Source organism: Companilactobacillus sp. HBUAS59699 (assembly GCF_036913575.1).
Classification (GTDB): Bacteria; Bacillota; Bacilli; order Lactobacillales; family Lactobacillaceae; genus Companilactobacillus.
Window position 1 is genome coordinate 146,683 of the sequence record NZ_JAYKTV010000004.1, and the last position, 20,399, is coordinate 167,081.

Sequence of the window (20,399 nt, forward strand, 5' to 3'; positions counted from 1 at the left end):
AAAGAGCCCATCAAATTTGATGAGCTCTTTTTATTTAAGCAACGGTTATCTGCATCCGACCGTTGCGCTTTGAATGATACAGATTTTGATCGACACGATTGTAAAAATCGATCGGCGACTTATCATCCTCAATTGCTTCAGAAACACCTACTGAAACAGAAATTTTAATTTCTTGTCCGCCAGTCTTAACTGACAGATGATTAATTGCCTCAAAGATTTGATAAATAATCGTTTCGGTTTCTTTGATTTTATAATTGGGAAATATAATATTGAATTCTTCCCCGCCAGTACGATAAAACTTAACATTTTGGTCATTCTCGTCAATTACAGTCTGAACTACCATGGATACATGTTGCAAAACCGCATCCCCAGCAAGGTGACCATAAGTATCATTAACGCGCTTGAAATGATCGATGTCGAACATCATCATCGAGAGAGGTTCACTGTCTTCTGAATATTGCTCAAATAAGTATTTGATCTCATTAGTATAAGCTGTGAAGTTTTCGGTCTTAGTCAAAGTATCGTGACTAGCCAAATTAGCTAGTCTCAACCTTAACGCACTATCGTGAGACAGCATCGTTATATACGCATACAGCAAAATTTCAAATATAACTAAATAGATCCACTCCTCCGCAAAAGTGCTCCACGGAAAGGCAAACTTCCACTTCATCCAAATCCAAAGCATACCGCCAAACGGAATACCAACTAATAAGTAGCTAGTCAGTGAATACTTCCGATTGCGGAATTTTACTCGAACAATATTCATAACCCAGAAGAATGTTATCAGCGTTATTGCATGTCCCCAAGATTGCCAATATCCGATCGATTGATCGAAAACCATATAAACAAGTATGATTGGAAAGAAAAAATAGTATGGAATGTGAATATTCAAAAAATACGCACAAAAAATTATTGCTATTAACTGAAAATTCATAAACTCCCAAGCATTGCTTTGCCCAACAACTGAATATTGAATACCGAAGACAAATATCAGCATGTAGATCACGCCGTAACAATTCCGAACCAGATCTTCATCAATCTTCAAATGTCGTGAACGTATCCACGTAGCTAACCAATTAAAAGTTACCCAGTAAAGTGTAATAACACCTAAGACAAAGAATACACTCGTAATAAATGGTGAAATTAGCCATTGTGACCAGGTCATCGATGCACCTTCTCCAAGATAAATAATTATATATGATTTTATATACATGATATATATTAATATAATTATTGGATTAATAAAAGTTTTGATTATTTCGATAAAAAAGAAGCCATCTCTGACTTCTTACTTAGAAATTAATTTTATAAACAAGTGAACTTGTGCAATTGTGGCTTCTTTTACATCAAGCCCAATTGTCTTTTTATTTTTGATCAACAACTCTTCATAGATTGACCGTTGTAATATGGCAATTATTAAGTCAGCCAAGGTCGAAACATCATCTGCGGATATTCGAATTTGACTTTTGATTGTATCAATACTAGTCATCAATAACTGTTTGATACGTGTTAATACTTGTGATATCCACTTGGACTGTTCATTAGATAGGATGGCACGTTCACGGATCGTAATCATGAATGCCCGATAACCATCCTCATCTGAGAAGATCTCACAAATACTGTCATAAATATCCATAATTTGTTGTTCCAAATCAGCCAAACTTTCCACTTTGATGGTTACTTGAGAAATACTCTTTTCACGATGGACCATCCCTTTTTCAACGATCATATCCAAGATTTGTTTTTTTCCATCGGGGAAATAATAATACAAAGAACCGTCAGAAATTCCAACGGTTCGGTTTATTTCTCGAGTGGTCGTTGCTTCAAAGCCTTTTTCGGCAAATAGATCTTGAGCGGCTTTTAATATTTTTTCTTTCTGAATGTCACTCTTCTTCACTATTTTCACTCCCTTAGGCTTCCGCGATAGTTTGGACAATTAAGTAAATGTTCAAAATTATCAAGACGATCGTTGCGAACCAAGCGCAATACTTGACCCACTTCTTATTCTTGAATTGTCCCATTATTTTTTCATCACTAGTGAAAAGAACTAATGGGATAATAGCGAACGGTAAGGCAACACTTAAGAATACTTGTGAAAATGTCAGTAGGTTTTCGATTTTGGCTTCATTATCATGATAATAAAAAGCAAAGATCAAAACTGGTGTAACTGACAAAAGTCTTGTTAACAAACGTTGTGCCCATAGTGGCATCTTTAATCTGATAAAACCTTCCATGATGATCTGACCAGACAAAGTACCAGTGATGGTCGAACTTTGACCAGATGACAACAAGGCAACAGCGAATAGCATACTTAGGATTGGACTAGCGATTGCTCCAACTACTTGCTTGTTACTCAAAGCATTGAACAGATCAACGAAACGTCCTAATTCACTGTTTGTACCATAGAACAATGCGGCACCTAAGATCAAAAGCAAACTGTTAACGATGAAAGCTAAGAATAATTGAATATTAGAATCAATTGTTGAGAACTTGATTGCCTTAGCAATATCCTTCTTATCTTCACGATTAACTTTTCTAGTTTGTGAAATTGATGAACCTAAGTACAAATCGTGAGGCATAACTGTAGCCCCAACGATACCAAGCGATAGATACAACATACCATTATTAGTAATGATACTGCTCTGTGGGAAATATCCATTGATAATTCCTGTCACACTTGGCTTAGCCAAGAATACTTCATATAAGAACACCAACAAAATAACTGAAACTAATGTTGCGACAATTGCTTCGATCTTACGAAATCCTAACTTCATAAGTAACAGTAAGATCAAAACATCGGCGGCTGTGATCAAAATACCAATTATCAACGGTATATTGAATAATAACTTAATAGCAATACCAGAACCAATGATCTCGGCAATATCAGTTGCCATGATTGCTAGTTCGGCAATGACCCAAAGAATCAATCCACCAGCCTTGGAAGTTCGTTCCCGAGTTAACTGAGCCAAATCTTTACCAGTAACAATACCTAACTTAGCTGCCATTGATTGTAACAGCATAGCAATCAAGCTTGAGATCAGTACGACTGACAAGAGTGTGTACTTGTACTGAGCACCACCGGCAATTGATGTGATCCAGTTACCAGGATCCATATAACCTACGGCGATCAAAATACCAGGACCTGTGTAAGTCATCAAAGTTCTCCAGAATCCAGCACCTTCCGGCACTTCGATACTGCCGTTGATTTCGTCCAAACTCTTATTATCCGCAGAGCTGGCACTTACAAACTTGCCACGTGTTGCGGCTGTTTCGTTTGTTTCTACTTCACCACTATCTTTCATAGTAGTACCTCTTTTCTATTGGTTTAGAAATTCGGCGATAGATTATCATTTATAACTTATGATGTTATCTCCGTATTTTTCATAGCTATTGAGCACACGATTAAGTCATACAGCACTTATAATTACATGAATATTGAATAATTTGAGCGTGCGCTCAATTGACCATTGATATAATATCATGATTTACAGAAAAAAACATGATTTTTTTGGAAAAACTAAAAATATTTCTGAATATTAAAAATAAATATTTATATTCAGGCAAAATTAAGAAGCAATCAGATCTCTAACCATCAGAGATCCAATTGCTTCTTTTTAAATGATTTTGGTGCGGCTAACTAATAGATATTATTCAACAATAACTTTCATGCCTTCCGGAACTGAAGTGTTGATCCACTTAGCATCAGGAATAGTTAATCTGACACAACCATGGCTTGAACGTTGTCCCAACTTGTGTGCTTCGCTTTCAACATACTTACCATCCTTATCAGTCGGAACTGAATGGAATAGATAAACTCCCCAATCCTTGAAGGAAGTCCAATAATTGGCACCTTCTTTAGATTCCGTATTGTAAAACGAGTCTCCTCGATTTTGAATGTGGAAGGTTCCCTTAGGTGTTGGCGAATCCTTTTCACCAGTGGCTGCCTTCATCGTATATAACGTATCTTTGCCATCTTTGATATACACTTTCTGATCAGCAATCGATACTTGGATATAAGCATCTGGATACTTACTTAAATCTGGATAATCTTTAGATTCAGATGGGTGCTTCCACTCATCTAAATCTTTCTTTGGACTTGGTTTAGCTTTAGCAGCCTTTTTAGTATTTTTAGATACCACTTTAGATGCTTTTTGATCTGCCTCTACTGATTGAGTTTTACTGTTATTAAGTGAAAACGCAAAAAAAACAATAGCGACCAAACCAACTATTGCAAGTACTGCTGTAATTAGTTTTTTATTCTTTATCATAAAATCCCCCGTGCTCTAATAGTAATACATCTGGTCTTATGGCACAACTGACTTTTTATTATTATAAATAAAGCAAAATAAAACTAATTTTAGACAAATATATTTATCGATTTATAAAAAAATAGTAGCTAAATTAGCTACTATCCCAATAGTATCCTATTCAAAAGTTACATCACTAGCTTTGACCCACTCATCTGTTGCGACACGATACATCGTTTCGCCATCAATTGATTTTGAAACCTTATCTGTCACGAACTCAGAATTCTTAGCTAAAGCTCGATTAGACTTTTCTCCGGTATCTTTATAGACTTGTGCTTGAACATTGGCCTTAACGACACCGTTTATCTTGTTATACAAAACAACATCATTGGCACTGACCCATTCGTCAGTTGCGACACGATAATACTTTGTCCCATCAAACTCGGCTGAACCATCATAAACCCAATCAGTTGTCTCTTTTAATGCACGATTCAATCTAATCCCATTAGAGTCCAAGATGAACTTATTGGAATTTGATTCCGTTTGTAGAACTCCTGATTCTTTAGTATAGTCTCTTACATCACTAGATTTGATCCAATTGCCATCGGAAATTTCATAATAAGTTTCACCATCAACTACGTTCTTTTGAGTAACGTTGAATTTCGTTAACTTATTCAAGTTTTGATTTGATACTTTTTCACCATTTTGATTGTAGATTGGAATTGAATTTGATTTTTTGGTTATTAATGTTAGTTTATCGATACTTGAAATATCGGAATCGTCAGAAGAATCTGAATGATTCGATGACTTAGATGGTTTTGACGAATTAGAGGTTCCACTACCAGAATTATTATTAGTGTTAGGAGTATCCGGCCCCTTCAGCGTTACTTGAGCTGTAACGGGTAGCCAAGTAGTTGACCCATTATAAGTGACAGTATATGTTCCTGGTTTGGTCATCACCGGATGACTGATTTTTAACTTCCTTCCATTTACAATAAGCTCACTAAGATCATCCTTGGTCAAATTAGTAGTAGTTCCCGTAACATATTTACTATCAATTGCGGATTTTAAGGAGTTATCCAACAAATCATCTGTACCTGATTGAGAATGCCATTCGTCATAATTCAAAGTTATATTGTGTACATTATAGTGAGAAGTACGACTTTCATATATATATGGTTGATTAACGTAAATTGTCACTGGGACCGGGTCCGTCATGCCAGCAAATTTAATTCTCTCTTCAAAAGACGTTTCTAAAACTGAAGGAGAATCAGCTGTACTATTTTCGAGATAAGATGAATCCACTTTGATATCTGATGGATTGGTATGATCAATTCCTGGAGACAAAAAACCAGCATTTTCATTTGCAACTTGTGCACCTCTAACGTTAAACATGGTAGCAGAACTGTCCTTATACTTAGTTAAATCAAGTGAAGTACTTTGTCCATCTTTTAGAACGATAATATTATTATTTAATGTCTGCGTCCCTAATGTTACATTTTTTAAGCTTTTAAGCGATGTTATTGCTGAAAAATCATAAACGTTATTACCATCTATAGATAGTGTCTGTAAATTACTTAATCCAGATAAAGGACTCAAATTAGCTAACGAAATACGGTTCAAATTCAAGGATTCAAGCTTCGTTAGTCCAGAAAGTGGCGATATATCACTAACAGGGCTATCAGATAAATTTATCTTTTTCAGATTAGTTCCGTAATTCAAACCCGAAATATCGGTCAAAAAAATTGAATGATTAGAATCAAACTCAGTGAGTTGACCTATAGTTGAAGCAGTAACAGATTGGGGATCATCTGGTGATAATTGATTCCTTAAAGCATCTGATATACCACTATTACTCGTATCATCAGAATCATCAGCTTGAACAATGTTCATAGTAGGCGGATTGGCGGGAACATTCGATCCTACAATTACCATTCCTGCAGCTAAGCTCAAAGCTATTAGTGTTTTTCTTTTATTCATCATAAATATTCCCCCTCATTACTAATAACTACGCCTCCATTGTAGTTCTTGAAAAATATTTGGATTAAAAAAATAGTAGCCGTTTTGGCTACTATTTTTCACTTAAAAGTTACATCACTAGCTTTGACCCACTCATCAGTTGCGACACGATACATCGTTTCGCCATCGATTGACTTTGAAATTTTATCTGTCACGAACTCAGAGTTCTTAGCTAAAGCCCGATTAGATTTTTCTCCGGTATCTTTATAGACTTGCGCTTGAACATTGGCCTTAACAACACCGTTTATTTTGTTGTACAAAACAACATCATTGGCACTGACCCATTCGTCAGTTGCGACACGATAATACTTTGTCCCATCGAACTCGGCTGAACCATCATAAATCCAATCAGTTGTCTCTTTTAACGCACGATTCAATCTAATCCCATTACAGTTCAAGATGAACTTATTGGAATTTGATTCTGTTTGTAGGACACCTGATTCTTTAGTGTAGTCTCTTACATCACTAGCTTTGATCCAATTTCCATCGGAAATTTCATAATAAGTTTCACCATCAACTACGTTCTTTTGAGTAACGTTAAATTTCGTTAACTTATTCAAAGTCTGATCAGATATTTTCTCACCATTTTGATTGTAGATTGGAATTGAATCTGATTTTTTGGTTATTAATGTTAGTTTATCGATACTTGAAATATCGGAATCGTTAGAAAACTCTGAATGATTCGATGACTTAGATGGTTTTGAGGATTGAGGACCATGGACGTAAACATTAGCTGTAGCATAAACCGGATTACCCTCAGAGAAACAGTATGTTACATAATATTTCCCGGGAATCTTAGTATTAACATTACTATCTTTTACAAAGAGAATTGACCCATCCATCTTAAGAGCTTGTTCAATTTGATCATTTGCTGAGATACTTGATCCACCAATGTGAACCTCTTTGATACCCTTAGATTGCGCTGATACATCCCAGCTATCATTCTGATTCAAATTAATATCTTGTACGATTATTCCTGGTTTATTTTTTATATCATCAAAAGAAAAAAGTACAAAAACAGTAACGGGACATTCCTTACCATTAATTAAAATATCTTCCTTAATGCCAACAATCAAATTTGATGATGTTTTCTTAAAGTTTGAAACATCAACTTTTTCCGTATCAGGATTATATGTTGCTTTCAAATCACCAGGTGCTATGTCCTCTATTGTAATTTTAGGAGTGTCATCAGATTGAATATATTTACTAATATCAAATGAGAAGGAATCACCCTTGATATACATTTCGTTAGCATCAATATTTTGTACTCCTAGATTAACATCATTTAACTTTGAAAGATTCTTGGATTTCAATGAAGAAAAATCATATATCTCATTTCCATCAATATTTAAGGATTGCAAATTATTTAAATTCGAAACACCCGAAATATCTTTAAGTGCAGAGGTTCCTTTGACGCTTAATGTGGAAAGTGATTTTAAATTGGATAAATCATTTAAATTAGTAATGCGAGTCCCATCGAGATTCAAATAATTCAATTTACTCATATTCTTTAAGGCACTTACATCAGAAATACTACCAATATTTTCTCCTAAGTTTAGATATGTCAATTTATTGAGTTTGCTCAAATCATTGATATTTTTACTAATTCTAGCATATTCACTGAAGTATAAATTCAAACTTTGCAGATTTGTTAAATTTGATACTGGCGATATATCTTCAGACCCACAATAACTTAAATCCAATTTTTTTAAGTTTGTTAAATTTGATATCGGTGTCAAATCCAAATCGCCTGTATTTATCAAACTTATTGATTCCATTTGTGTTCCATAGTTAAGTCCAGATATATTCTTTAAATCACTAGAATCTTCTTTTGCTCCATGACTATAACTTTTCATATTTCTAATATAATCAGGCGTTACTGTATCAGGTGATGAAGGTAAAATACTCTTTTTTAAATCATTCGAAATGCCATTAGAATCAACAACACTTGAACCATCACCTACAATATCTGATGCATACACGTCTGATTTATTAACAAATATAACTAAAAATAATCCAAAAATGGCGCACATAAGATATAACCATTTTTTACGACTTATCATAAATATTCCCCCTCATTACTAATAACTACGCCTCCATTGTAGTTCTTGAAAAATATTTAGATTAAAAAAATAGTAGCCGTTTTGGCTACTATTTTTCACTTAAGAGTTACATCACTAGCTTTGACCCATTCATCAGTTGCGACACGATACATCGTTTCACCATCGATTGATTTTGAAACCTTATCTGTCACGAACTCAGAGTTCTTAGCTAAAGCCCGATTAGATTTTTCTCCAGTATCTTTATAGACTTGCGCTTGAACATTAGCCTTAACAACACCGTTTATTTTGTTGTACAAAACAACATCATTGGCACTGACCCATTCGTCAGTTGCGACACGATAATACTTTGTCCCATCGAACTCAGCTGAACCATTATACAACCAGCTGGTTGTCTTCTTTAATGCACGATTCAATCTCGTACCGTTAGAGTTCAAAATGAACTTATTAGAATCTGATTTTGTTTGTAGGACTCCTGATCCTTTAGTGTAGTCTCTTACATCACTAGCTTTGATCCAATTTCCATCAGAGATTTCATAATAAGTTTCACCATTAACTACGTTCTTTTGAGTAACGTTGAATTTCGTTAACCTATTCAAAGTCTGATCGGATATTTTCTCACCATTTTGATTATAGATTGGAATTAAGCCTGAACTTCTAGTGATCAACATTAGACTCTGAATACTGGAAATATCTGAATGATTGGAATTAGAACTATTTGTGGAGGAATGATGATTACCGGAAGAATTGCCACCGGAAGAACCATTGTCTGGTCCTTTAATTGTTACCGTAATAGTCGTTGTCTGTAATCCGGTTACAGAATAAGTTACTTGAATAGAACCAGGTTTACTAGTATCTATTTCACTCGGATCAATATCAAGGCCGGATTGCATTAATGAATCAATTAATTCTTGACTTTTAGGTATTTCTCTACCATCATAATAAAGTCCTTCAATAGCATCTCTAGGATTCCATTCTGCTCCAGACTCCAAGGTTACATCATGAGCAATTATTTTGGGAGCGAGATTCATATTCCGGTAGGTCATTGCTAAATTAACTGTCACTGGATAGTAATTTCCATTTATTGGTATGTTCTCATTAAAACTGATATTTAAATCAGATAATTGTTCTTCAATATTACTGATCTTAATATCAGACAAATCATGGTCATCCACAGTAGCGGAAGTTTGAGTTTCACCATTGTACATTCCTATTTTGGTTATTTTAATGTCTTTTGCATTCGGAGAAATGTACTTGCTCAAGTCAAATGAGAACGAATCAGAATTATCACTTTTTTCATCAAGTGTAATGTTCTGAGTTCCCAAAATCACATTATCATTTCCTTGTAAATCTTTTAGTGATGACAGCGAACTAAAGTCAACAATACCATCATTATCAAGATTTATTTTTTGTAATTTTGTCAAATTTTTTAAACCAGAAATATCACTCAATTTTTCATTGTATGATGCACTTAATGACGTTAAATTACTAAGATTGGATAGATCGTTCAGAGATGTTTCTTTGGCGTTATCTATATTCAAATCTTGTAAATTAGTCAGATTTTTTAGACCTGATAAATCACTTATAGATCCTATATTGTTCTCGTCCGATTCACCACCATTTCCCAAATTTAGTGTGGTTAAACCCGTTAAGTTCTTTAATACATTGACATCTTTAGATTGATAATTTCTAGTAAATGTTGAGTCTGAAAGATCAAGCTCTTTAAGATTAGTTAAATTTGAAATTGGGCTCAAATTTATAGTATTAGATTTTGATAAATTCATGCTTACTAAGCTAGTTGCATATTGTAAGCCTCTCAAATCGTAGAGCGATGTCGTTGGATCTCCTCTATATTCAAATTGAGTCATACTGCTTAAATAATTTTTATCAACAACCAACGATTTATCATAAAAATTAATTGCTTGTTTCAAATTATCTGAAATACCATCGGCATCAACAGAATTACTAATATTATCATTATCCATCGCATGAACCTCTGGCTGTGTAAATGAACTTGCTCCTAGTATTAATGCACCAGCCACTATGACTCCAGTTGCTATACTCGCTTTATTCATCAAATCATCCCTTTATAATAAAGATGTTTATACACTATTTGTCTATACACCTTTATTATAAGTCCATAAATATATAAATAAAATAGCTTTTTTTAAAATAAAAAAATAGCAGCCTTTCGGCTGCTATCAATCATCTAAATATTATAGACGTTCGTTTAATTCTTTACCAAGTTCTTCAAAGCCTGGTTTGCCAAGCAATGCGAACATGTTCTTCTTGTATGCTTCAACACCTGGTTGGTTGAATGGGTTGATACCATTCAAGTAACCTGAAATACCAACAGCAATTTCGAAGAAGTAGATCAAGTATCCTAATGTGTAGGCATTTTGTTCTGGAATGTGAACGCTCATTACAGGAACGCCACCGTCAGTATGAGCAAGTACAACACCTTCGTAAGCACGTTTGTTTACGTAGTCCATTGACTTACCTTCAAGATAACCTAAGCCATCAAGATCTTCCTTTTCACTAGGAATTTGCATTTCAAAACGAGGTTTGTCGATGACAACAACTGTTTCCATCAAGTTACGACGTCCTTCTTGGATATATTGACCTAATGAGTGAAGATCAGTTGAGAAGTTAGCTGATGATGGGTAGATACCCTTTTGATCTTTACCTTCTGATTCACCCATCAATTGCTTCCACCATTCACCGAAGTATTGTAGGTTTGGTTCGTAGTTTTCAAGCAATTCTGTTGTGTAACCTTTGCGGTATAAGATGTTTCTCAATGCAGCATACTTGTATGCATCATTCTTCGATAGATCAGCATCTGAGAAGTCTTCACGTGCTTTAGCAGCACCTTCCATCAACTTGTCAATGTCGATACCAGCAACGGCGATTGGTAACAAACCAACAGCTGTAAGAACTGAGAAACGACCACCGATGTCATCAGGAACAACGAATTCTTCGTAGCCTTCAGCATCTGATTCTGTCTTCAAAGCACCCTTAGCACGGTCAGTTGTAGCATAGATACGTTCCTTAGCACCCTTTTCACCGTACTTTTCAACCAACTTAGCCTTCAAAATACGGAAAGCAATTGAAGGTTCTGTTGTTGTACCAGATTTAGAAATAACGTTAATACTGAAGTCACGGTCGCCAATAACTTCAATAAGATCAGCAAGGTAGTTAGGAGAAATTGAGTTACCTGCAAAGTAAACTTCTGGAACATCCTTGTCGTTCTTAACGTTGTAGAATGATGAACTTAGAAAATCAACAGCAGCACGAGCACCTAAGTATGATCCACCGATACCGATTCCAACAAATACTTCTGAATCAGATTGGATCTTCTTAGCAGCTTTCTTAATACGGGCGAATTCATCCTTGTCGTAATCAACTGGTAAGTCGATGAAACCACGGAAGTCAGCACCGGCACCGGTACCCTTACGTAATTCTTCGTCAGCAGCAGTTACAAGGTTTTGCATCTCGCCTAGTTCATTTTCATGAACGAACTTGCTTAATTTTGAATCATCAAATTTAATATGTGTCATTTTTTCTCCTCCATTTATCCTAAAACTAGATTATCATTTTCATTGAAAATTTCAAATCTTTATGCGATTTTTCAGCCAATTTCCCACAAAATAAATAAAATATCCGATTGCGGTACCAATTGTATTCAAAATCACATCATCAATATCCGTTACACCGGTATTTAAAATGAATTGCAGACCCTCGATAGAGGTGGAAACTAAGGCACCGATCAAAACTACCTTAAAAAATTTCCGGTCTTTCTTGCCCAAAGCAGGAATAAAAAATCCCATTGGAACGAACCATACAATATTACCATATAAATTATAAAAGAAATCCACTAAAGACTTACCATTTAATAATTTAAACGTTTGTACCAGCGGAATCGTATTTATTTCTGAAAGCGACCGGTGGAAAAAGAACTTGAATTCCCACAAAAAATAGCCATCTCTAAAGACAGTCAACGCAAAAAGCAGGAACACGTAAAAGGCAAAGACAGTCACCCAAAACTCATGGGCAAAATTAGTCTTCTTATGTTTCCACTTAATCCAAATAAATCTTAATATAATGAAGAAAAGCGTATATAATATAGCTTTATCAGCAGCATAGAAAGATAGGCGAATCAACGGAAAATGATTAATTCTAGTGGCATACATATTAGATACATAATTATACAAAGGTCCTAAAAATATCATTTTTCTCATTCTTTCCCACTTTTTACTTAATACGTATTATACTAACAATTAAGTCTTTTATTTAAAATAATATAAATTTATTAAAGAAATTTTACAAACAAGGGATATTTTATGAACAAAATTAAATCATTTTTGAATAAACGCATCGGCTTCGTTAGCCTGTTGGTCTTTTTTTTGTGGCTAAAAACAGTTATTGCCTACTACGCTGAATTTTCGTTAGGATTAAATGATCCGTTACAACATTTTATTCTGATCATCAATCCTATCGCCACCGCAATCGTTTTGTTGAGTGTAGCGTTGTACATCAACAAGGCTATTGTATCCTACATTGTGATGGGTGTTATCTATGTTTTAGAAAATATTTTACTTTATGCAAACATCTTGTATTATCGTGAATTTTCAGATTTTATTTCGTTCAATACGATTGCTGGGGCTTCCAAAGTTACCAAGGGTTTGGGAACAAGTAGTGCCAGTTTGATGCAAGGTCACGATTTTTTATATTTTTTAGATTTTATCATTATTGTTGTTTTATTTACTAGTCATTTTATAAAAATAGATAAAACTAAAATACGTAAGTTGACAGCTTTTGCGACTACTATGCTTGGTGTATTTTTATTTTCACTCAACTTAATGTTAGCTGAGACAAATCGTCCACAATTATTAGGTCGAACTTTTGACAATAGTTACATCGTCAAGTACTTAGGATTCAATACTTTCTTAGGATACGATGCTATTAAATCTGCTCAAAACAACCAAGTTAGATCAACCGCCGTTGGTACTGACATGGACAACGTCTTAGACTATGTCAATCAACATTACGCCGCACCAAATAAGAGTTATTTTGGTAAAGCTAGAGGTAAAAACATTATTATCATCCATTTGGAAAGTTTCCAGCAATTTCTAATTGGCATGAAAGTCAATGATCAAGAAGTTACACCATTTTTGAACAGCTTATACAACGACAAGAACACAATGTCATTTAACAATTTCTTCCATGAAGTCGGTAGCGGTCGAACTAGTGACGCTGAGAACATGATGGAAACAAGTCTTTACGGATTACCAGAAGGATCCCTCTTTTCTAAACTAGGATCAGACAATACTTTCCAAGCAGCTCCGGCAATTCTTAAGCAAAAAGAAAACTACACTAGTGCCGTTTTCCACGGTAACGTTGGTAGTTTTTGGAACCGTGACGATGTCTATAAGAACATGGGATACGACTACTTCTTCGATTTGAATTACTTCAATCAAAGCGATGATTCTAGTATTGGTTATGGTATGAAGGACAAATTAATGCTGTCTGAAAGTGTTAAATACCTCGAACAATTGCAACAACCTTTCTATACCAAGTTCATCACTGTTACTAACCACACCCCATACGATCTTGGTGATGAAGATCAAGTACCTGACTTCCCTAAACCAGATACTGGTAATAGTGTGGTAGACAATTATTTTGTTACAGCTCATTACTTGGACAGTGCTCTAAAGGAATTCTTCACTTATCTGAAGGATAGCGGCATCTACGATAACTCCATGATCGTGCTTTATGGTGACCACTACGGCTTAAACGCCACTCAAGACAAAGTAGTGGCCCCAATGCTCGGCTACGATACTAACAACAGTGACTTCAATGAAGTACAAATGCAACGTGTTCCTTTCATGATTCACATGAAGGGATTAAAGGGTGGTATCAATAGCACCTACGGTGGCGAAATTGATGCCCTACCAACGATTCTTCACTTGGCTGGTGTCAATACTAAAGGCTACGTACAACTCGGTACAGACCTATTATCAAAGAAACACAGCGATATTGTGGCCTTCCGTGACAAAGAATTCATTACTACTAAGTACACAGTGATCCGCGGTAACGACGGTGATCACATTGTCTACGACAATAATACCGGTGCAGAAGTTAACCTTAATGACAACGAACAATTAGCCAAGACGGTTGATAAATGGCAAGAGGAAGTTAACCAGAAGCTGAAGATCTCTGATACGACTAATAATAAGAATCTCTTGAGATTCTATACGCCAACTGGCTTCACTCCGGTTGATCCATCTGAATACAGTTACCAAAATGAAATTCAAAGATTAGTCAAAACTCGTGATGAGTTGGGTCTTAAATCAACTAGTGTTTATTCCAAGAACAACGACAAGTCGACCACTCCGTTATACAATACTGACGCTCCGGAATTGAATGGGGATAGAACCTATATCGACAGTTGGTCTAGTGTTTTGAAAGGAACAAATGACAACGAGTAGTTTTTTGGTTTGTTGTTCTATGCCGCTGAGGGTGGACAACAATTCCATCTGCCGTTGGACCGGCTTAAGTCTTCGTCTTAAGCCTCGCTTGGAAGCCTGTAGTCTTCCAAGTCGTCCAGTGTTCTAAGCGATAAATCGCTAAGAACACTTTTACGGCGGATTCCATTGTTGTCCACCCTCAGCTGGGTTTTGTATTACTTCTGAATTACATATATTTTACAAATTAAAATAGCATATCACGACAACTTGGAAATATTAATCATCCGGTTATCACGATATGCTATTTTTAATTGATATATATATTTAGCTGGAGGTCAGCAGTAATGGAATCCGTGGCAAAAGTGGTGTTAATGTGGTGGTTTCCCACATTTACAGCACTGGATGTCTTTCTTGATTTGCGTAAACCACGCAAATCAAGAAAGCAAGATTGGAGACCGCTTTATGGCTCCAATCGGTCCCGCCACAGATGGAATTACTGCTGACCGGAAGCGGAACCTCCCCCTCACCAATATTATATATTTTTAAATTCTATAACTGATATAATAAAATTAACGACATAATCAAAAGGATCAATATGAATAATCTAACAAAAAAATTTAAATCATTAGTCAACAGACGTTTGGGATTCGTCTGTTTTTTAGTTTTTTTACTGTGGACAAAAACTGTTATTGCCTATTACTCAGATTTTTCACTAGGTTTGAACGATCCATTACAGCATCTAATCATGATTATCAATCCTATTGCCACGGCGCTAATACTACTGAGTATTCCTCTTTACATCAAACGCACACAAATCTCGTATATTATCATGAGTCTGATTTATTTAATCGAACCCATCTTTTTGTATGCGAATATTTTGTATTATCGTGAATTCTCTGACTTCTTAACCTCTTCGGTAATTTTTGGAGTGGGAAAAGTATCCAAAGGCTTAGGTTCCAGCACTTTCTCGCTCATGCAGATACACGACTTTATTTATTTTGTAGACCTAATTATTTTAATTTTATTATTCAGTTTTAAATACATCAAATTAGACCACAAACCTGTCTCAAAGCTTACTTCAGCAGCTACAACTTCGGTTGGTATTTTGATTTTTTCTTTTAATTTAATGATAGCTGAAGGTAATCGGCCGCAACTATTATCGAGAACTTTTGATCATGCCTATGTTGTTAAGTACCTAGGATTAAATAGTTTTCTCGGTTACGATATGATCAAATCAGCTATGACGGATCAGGCGCGTTCTACTGCTGTCGGCACCGACATGGACGATGTTTTGAATTACGTTGATAACAATTATGCCAAACCAAATCCAAAGTACTTCGGCGAAGCTAATAAAAAGAACATCATCATCATCCATCTAGAAAGTTTTCAACAATTTCTGATTGGAATGAAGGTAAATGATCAAGAAGTTACACCATTTTTGAACAGTCTTTACAACGATGATCATACAATGTCATTTGACAACTTCTATCACGAAGTTGGTCAAGGTCGAACCAGTGATGCTGAAACAATGTTGGAATCGGGATTATTCGGTTTGAGTAGCGGCTCCTTCTTCTCCAATATGGGATCATCAAATACTTTCCAGGCTGCTCCGGCGATCCTAGAACAGAAGAAAAACTATACCAGTGCTGTTTTTCATGGCAATATTGGTAGCTTTTGGAATAGGAACGAAGTGTACAAAAACATGGGCTATAACTATTTCTTCGATCAATCATACTTCGACAACTCAATCGAAAATGCCAATATGAGATATGGAACTAAAGACAAGTTGATGTTGTCTGAGAGTGCTAAATACCTAGAACAATTGCAACAACCCTTCTATGCCAAATTCATCACTGTAACCAATCATTATCCTTATCCAATAAACGATGCAGACAACGATGGTTTCACCGCTCCCGATACAACTGAACACAGCGTTGGCAATTACTTCTTAACCGCTCATTATCTTGACGCCTCACTAAAAGAGTTCTTCGATTACTTAAAGAGTAGCGGATTATACGATGATTCCTTAATTATTTTGTACGGCGATCACTACGGAATTTCTGATGACAAAAACAAAGCACTAGCACCGATTATTGGTATTGATCCCGACAACTTCAATAAGTATGATAATTCGCAATTACAAAAAGTACCATTTATGATTCACATGAACGGACTTAAAGGTGGAATTAATCATACTTATGGCGGTGAAATTGACGTTTTACCAACTATCTTGCATCTAGCAGGGATCAACACGAGAAATTACGTTCAAATGGGATCAGACTTGTTATCTAAACAACACCAAGGTCTAGTAGCATTTAGAAACAAGGACTTTGTAACAACCAAATACACTGTTGTTAACAAGAATGGCAAGCCACAAGTTTACAGTAATGAAACTGGTGAATTGATCGATTTACAAACCAATCCTGATTTAGAGGACAAAGTGACCCAGTGGCAAGAACAAGTTAATAACAAATTAAAAATTTCTGATGCTGTGAATAGTAAGGATCTATTGAGATTTTATGTCCCTAATGGCTTCACACCGGTGGATCCTAATAGTGATTCATATGATTATTTAAATCAGATTCAAAGGTTGATCAAGACTCGTGACGACTTAGGTGCAGGTGCAACTAGTCTCTATTCAAAAAATGATAACAAGTCAACGACTCATCTCTATAATACTGATGCTCCAGAGTTAAACGGTGATCGAACACCGATCGATGATTGGTCATACGCATTAAAAGAGAATGCTGAAAATTGATTGGTTGGTTGGTTATTTATTGCCGCTGAGGGTGGAAAACAATTCCATCTGCCGTTGGACCGGCTTAAGTCTTCGTCTTAAGCCTCGCTTGGAAGCCTGTAGTCTTCCAAGTCGTCCAGTGTTCTAAGCGATAAATCGCTAAGAACACTTTTACGGCGGATTCCATTGTTTTCCACTCTCAGCTGAATTTGTGATAGTACTAAGTTTGTTTCCTACTTAACAGTAATTTGTCTTAATATCTAATTGCAAATAAGAAAAAATAGCACATAACGATAAATGGATAGAGTAATATCCAAAATATCATTACGTGCTATTATTTTTACCATCAATAAATCAGCTGGAGGTCAGCAGTAATAGAATCAGTAGCGACAGTGGTGTTAATGCGGTGGTTTTCCGCATTTACAGCACGGACGTCTTTCTTGATTTGCGGTTTGTGCAAAGCAAGAAAGCGAGATCTTAGACCGCTTTTTGGCTAAGATCGGTCCCGCTACAGATGGAATTACTGCTGACCGGAAGCGACAATCCAGACTAACTACTTGTTATCAGAACCAGCACTCTTATCACGATTATCTTTTTCAGTTTCGCTGGCACCGTGCTCGTAACCTTCATCGAATAAGGTTACTGTGAATGCCGTCCCCTCATTCAACTTACTCTTAACGTGAATTTCGCCACCGTGATTTTCAATCAACTGATGAACGATCGACAATCCTAGCCCTGATTCACCATACTTACGATTCTTACGTGACGGATCAGCTTTGTAATATCTGTCCCAAATATTCTTCACTTGATCTTCCGACATCCCAATACCAGTATCTTCTATCTTAAAAATTGAGGCATGACGGTCATCGGCACGATACCCAGTAACGGTAATATCTCCGCCGTTGGTAAATTGAATCGAATTTTGAATAATATTGAACATGACTTGAACGAATCTATCATAATCAGCATACGTCTCAAGTTGATCCTCTGGCGTCTCCAGAATCAATTTATCCTTTGATTCAGCGGCTTTTTTCTCCAATTGAGAAACGATATCTTTCAATGGTGTATTGGCATCAAAGACACGTTTTGCCAAAGTTATTTGATTAGTCCTGATCTTCTCGTAATCAAGATTCTCATTGACCAAACGAATCAATCGATTGGTTTCATTACGCATTAACTGAATACTCTGGCCTTTGGATTCTTCCGGAATAGCATCATATGCCAATCCTTCTAGTAAACCGTTAATTGTCGTCAGCGGCGTTCTCATTTCATGTGATGCATCAGCCATGAACTCCTTACGACGTTGTTCTTGACGCTTTATTTCTTTATCTGAAGCCTCTAGTGACTTGACCATGGTATTAAAGTCATCGGCTAAGTCATCGAGTTCATCCTTGTTCTTACTTTCAATACGAACTGAGAAATCATTGTTAGCAACTTTTCGAGTTGCACCACGAAGTCGGTTGATCCGATTGACTTGATAACGTGATAGCAAGAAACTCAAAATAATTGCAGCTAGTAATGAGATCAGCAGCGCAAAGTACAAACGTTTATTCAATTCACCAATATTAGTTTGTAGTTGCGAAACATCTGAACCAGCCCAAACGGCTGCAATCAACTTACCATTTTGGAACCACGGTGTTAGGACGTAAACATAACTCAAATTATCCTTCTTGTTGCTGAGTCGAGGGTTACCCTCAGAACTCTCAGGTTTTTGGATATTGCGAATTGTCTTACCTTGCTTCAATTTATTCCAATATGATTGTTTCAAGTGCAATTTGACATTAGTCGGTGGTGTTGGATAAACTTGGTCATTTTGATAATCAAAAATCGCAAATTGAACATTTTTATCTGATAGAACTTGCTCGACAGTCTTAATATTATCCCCTGTAATATTGTGGATCTGTCCCGTCTTTGAATCAGTCTTGAGTGCTATCTGTTCTAAATTACCAGCGTAACTCTCAAGATCCTTATACGTCCGGTTATATTCTGAAGTTGTAGAAGTACTCGTAACTGAGTACAGAATAATTCCCAGAGTTGTAAGGATAACGATCAAAAAACTAAGCATATTTTGATAAATTAATTTCATAGGTTAATCAACCTTACGTCCAGAATCATCAAACTTGTAGCCCACTCCCCAGACAGTCTCAATGACCTGTGGACCAACTTTTTCAATCTTTTGACGTAATTTTTTGATGTGAGCATCAACTGTTCTTTCTTCCCCGAAATAGTCATAGTCCCAAACTTGTTCCAATAGTTGTTCACGTGAGAAAACTTGTTTAGGTTTACTTGCCAAAGTTTTCAAGAGATCGAATTCTTTTGGTGTTAAGTCAGGTATTTCTTTATCTCCCAAGAAGGCCTCACGAGTATTGGAATTCAATTTGAAGTACCCAGTGTTAACATCAAATCCATCATTTTCATCCTTCGTCTCAGACTCAGCACTGGCACTGCTCTTCGAAGCTTCCTCTGCAACACTTTCATTACGACGGTGAATAGCCTTCATCCTAGCAATCAGAGTGATAGGGCTGAATGGCTTAGTAACGTAATCATCAGCACCAAATTCCAATCCCAGAACTTGATCGCTCTCAGTATCACGCGCAGTAAGCATGATAATAGGGACAGTCTTCGAAACCTTTCTGATTTCCTTAGCGACTTCCATACCATCTTTGCCAGGAAGATTAAGGTCAAGCGTGATCATATCCCACTCATCAGGAGTTTCATTGAACATATCAACGGCTTCATTACCATCATAGGCAAAGTGAGCATCCCAGCTCTCTTTTTGAAAAAACATACTCATCATTTCTGATACAGATTTATTATCTTCTATCATTAAAATTTTCATTTATTATTCACTCCATCTACTTTCGATTTA

The 20,399-nt window shown here is 36.0% G+C and carries 13 protein-coding genes; 2 read left to right on the top strand and 11 right to left on the bottom strand.

All coding sequences use genetic code 11. From position 1 onward, the window contains the following. Positions 1-34: 34 nt before the first annotated feature. From U8519_RS09155 to U8519_RS09195, 9 genes are all read right to left on the bottom strand, one after another. Positions 35-1,165: a GGDEF domain-containing protein gene (locus tag U8519_RS09155; RefSeq protein ID WP_334330022.1), complete on the bottom strand. Its 1,131-nt coding sequence runs from the start codon at positions 1,163-1,165 to the stop codon at positions 35-37. A gap of 123 nt (positions 1,166-1,288) precedes the next feature. Then, positions 1,289-1,897, bottom strand: a complete 609-nt coding sequence (locus U8519_RS09160) for a TetR/AcrR family transcriptional regulator (RefSeq protein ID WP_334330023.1) — start codon at positions 1,895-1,897, stop codon at positions 1,289-1,291. 13 nt (positions 1,898-1,910) lie between these two features. Beyond that, positions 1,911-3,302 carry an Nramp family divalent metal transporter gene (locus tag U8519_RS09165; protein ID WP_334330024.1) on the bottom strand — a complete coding sequence of 464 codons (1,392 nt, stop codon included), beginning with the start codon at positions 3,300-3,302 and terminating at the stop codon, positions 1,911-1,913. 345 nt (positions 3,303-3,647) lie between these two features. Continuing rightward, on the bottom strand, positions 3,648-4,268 hold the full coding sequence (locus U8519_RS09170) for a L,D-transpeptidase (RefSeq protein ID WP_334330025.1): 621 nt from the start codon (positions 4,266-4,268) through the stop codon (positions 3,648-3,650). 156 nt (positions 4,269-4,424) lie between these two features. Then, positions 4,425-6,230, bottom strand: coding sequence for a leucine-rich repeat domain-containing protein (locus U8519_RS09175; RefSeq protein WP_334330026.1), 1,806 nt, complete (start codon positions 6,228-6,230; stop codon positions 4,425-4,427). 95 nt (positions 6,231-6,325) lie between these two features. Beyond that, entirely contained in the window at positions 6,326-8,329 is a 2,004-nt protein-coding gene (locus U8519_RS09180; RefSeq protein WP_334330027.1) for a leucine-rich repeat domain-containing protein, read from the bottom strand. A gap of 95 nt (positions 8,330-8,424) precedes the next feature. Beyond that, entirely contained in the window at positions 8,425-10,401 is a 1,977-nt protein-coding gene (locus tag U8519_RS09185) for a leucine-rich repeat domain-containing protein (RefSeq protein ID WP_334330028.1), read from the bottom strand. 141 nt (positions 10,402-10,542) lie between these two features. Further along, a complete protein-coding gene (locus U8519_RS09190; protein WP_334330029.1) occupies positions 10,543-11,883 on the bottom strand; it encodes a glucose-6-phosphate isomerase in 1,341 nt (446 codons plus the stop codon). Between the two features lie 51 nt (positions 11,884-11,934). Beyond that, positions 11,935-12,564: a VanZ family protein gene (locus U8519_RS09195; protein WP_334330030.1), complete on the bottom strand. Its 630-nt coding sequence runs from the start codon at positions 12,562-12,564 to the stop codon at positions 11,935-11,937. A 102-nt stretch (positions 12,565-12,666) separates the two neighbouring features. Between U8519_RS09195 and U8519_RS09200 the strand changes: the two genes are divergently transcribed. Both U8519_RS09200 and U8519_RS09205 read left to right on the top strand, forming a co-directional pair. After that, positions 12,667-14,814, top strand: a complete 2,148-nt coding sequence (locus U8519_RS09200) for an LTA synthase family protein (RefSeq protein WP_334330031.1) — start codon at positions 12,667-12,669, stop codon at positions 14,812-14,814. A gap of 574 nt (positions 14,815-15,388) precedes the next feature. After that, positions 15,389-17,551 (top strand): LTA synthase family protein, encoded by a 2,163-nt coding sequence (locus tag U8519_RS09205; RefSeq protein WP_334330032.1) that lies wholly within the window; start codon positions 15,389-15,391, stop codon positions 17,549-17,551. A gap of 532 nt (positions 17,552-18,083) precedes the next feature. Here the strand turns inward: U8519_RS09205 and U8519_RS09210 are convergent. Beyond that, complete coding sequence (locus U8519_RS09210; RefSeq protein ID WP_334330033.1) at positions 18,084-19,616, bottom strand: HAMP domain-containing sensor histidine kinase; 1,533 nt, start codon at positions 19,614-19,616, stop codon at positions 18,084-18,086. A gap of 3 nt (positions 19,617-19,619) precedes the next feature. Next, positions 19,620-20,369 carry a response regulator transcription factor gene (locus U8519_RS09215; RefSeq protein ID WP_334330034.1) on the bottom strand — a complete coding sequence of 250 codons (750 nt, stop codon included), beginning with the start codon at positions 20,367-20,369 and terminating at the stop codon, positions 19,620-19,622. Positions 20,370-20,399: the final 30 nt, after the last annotated feature.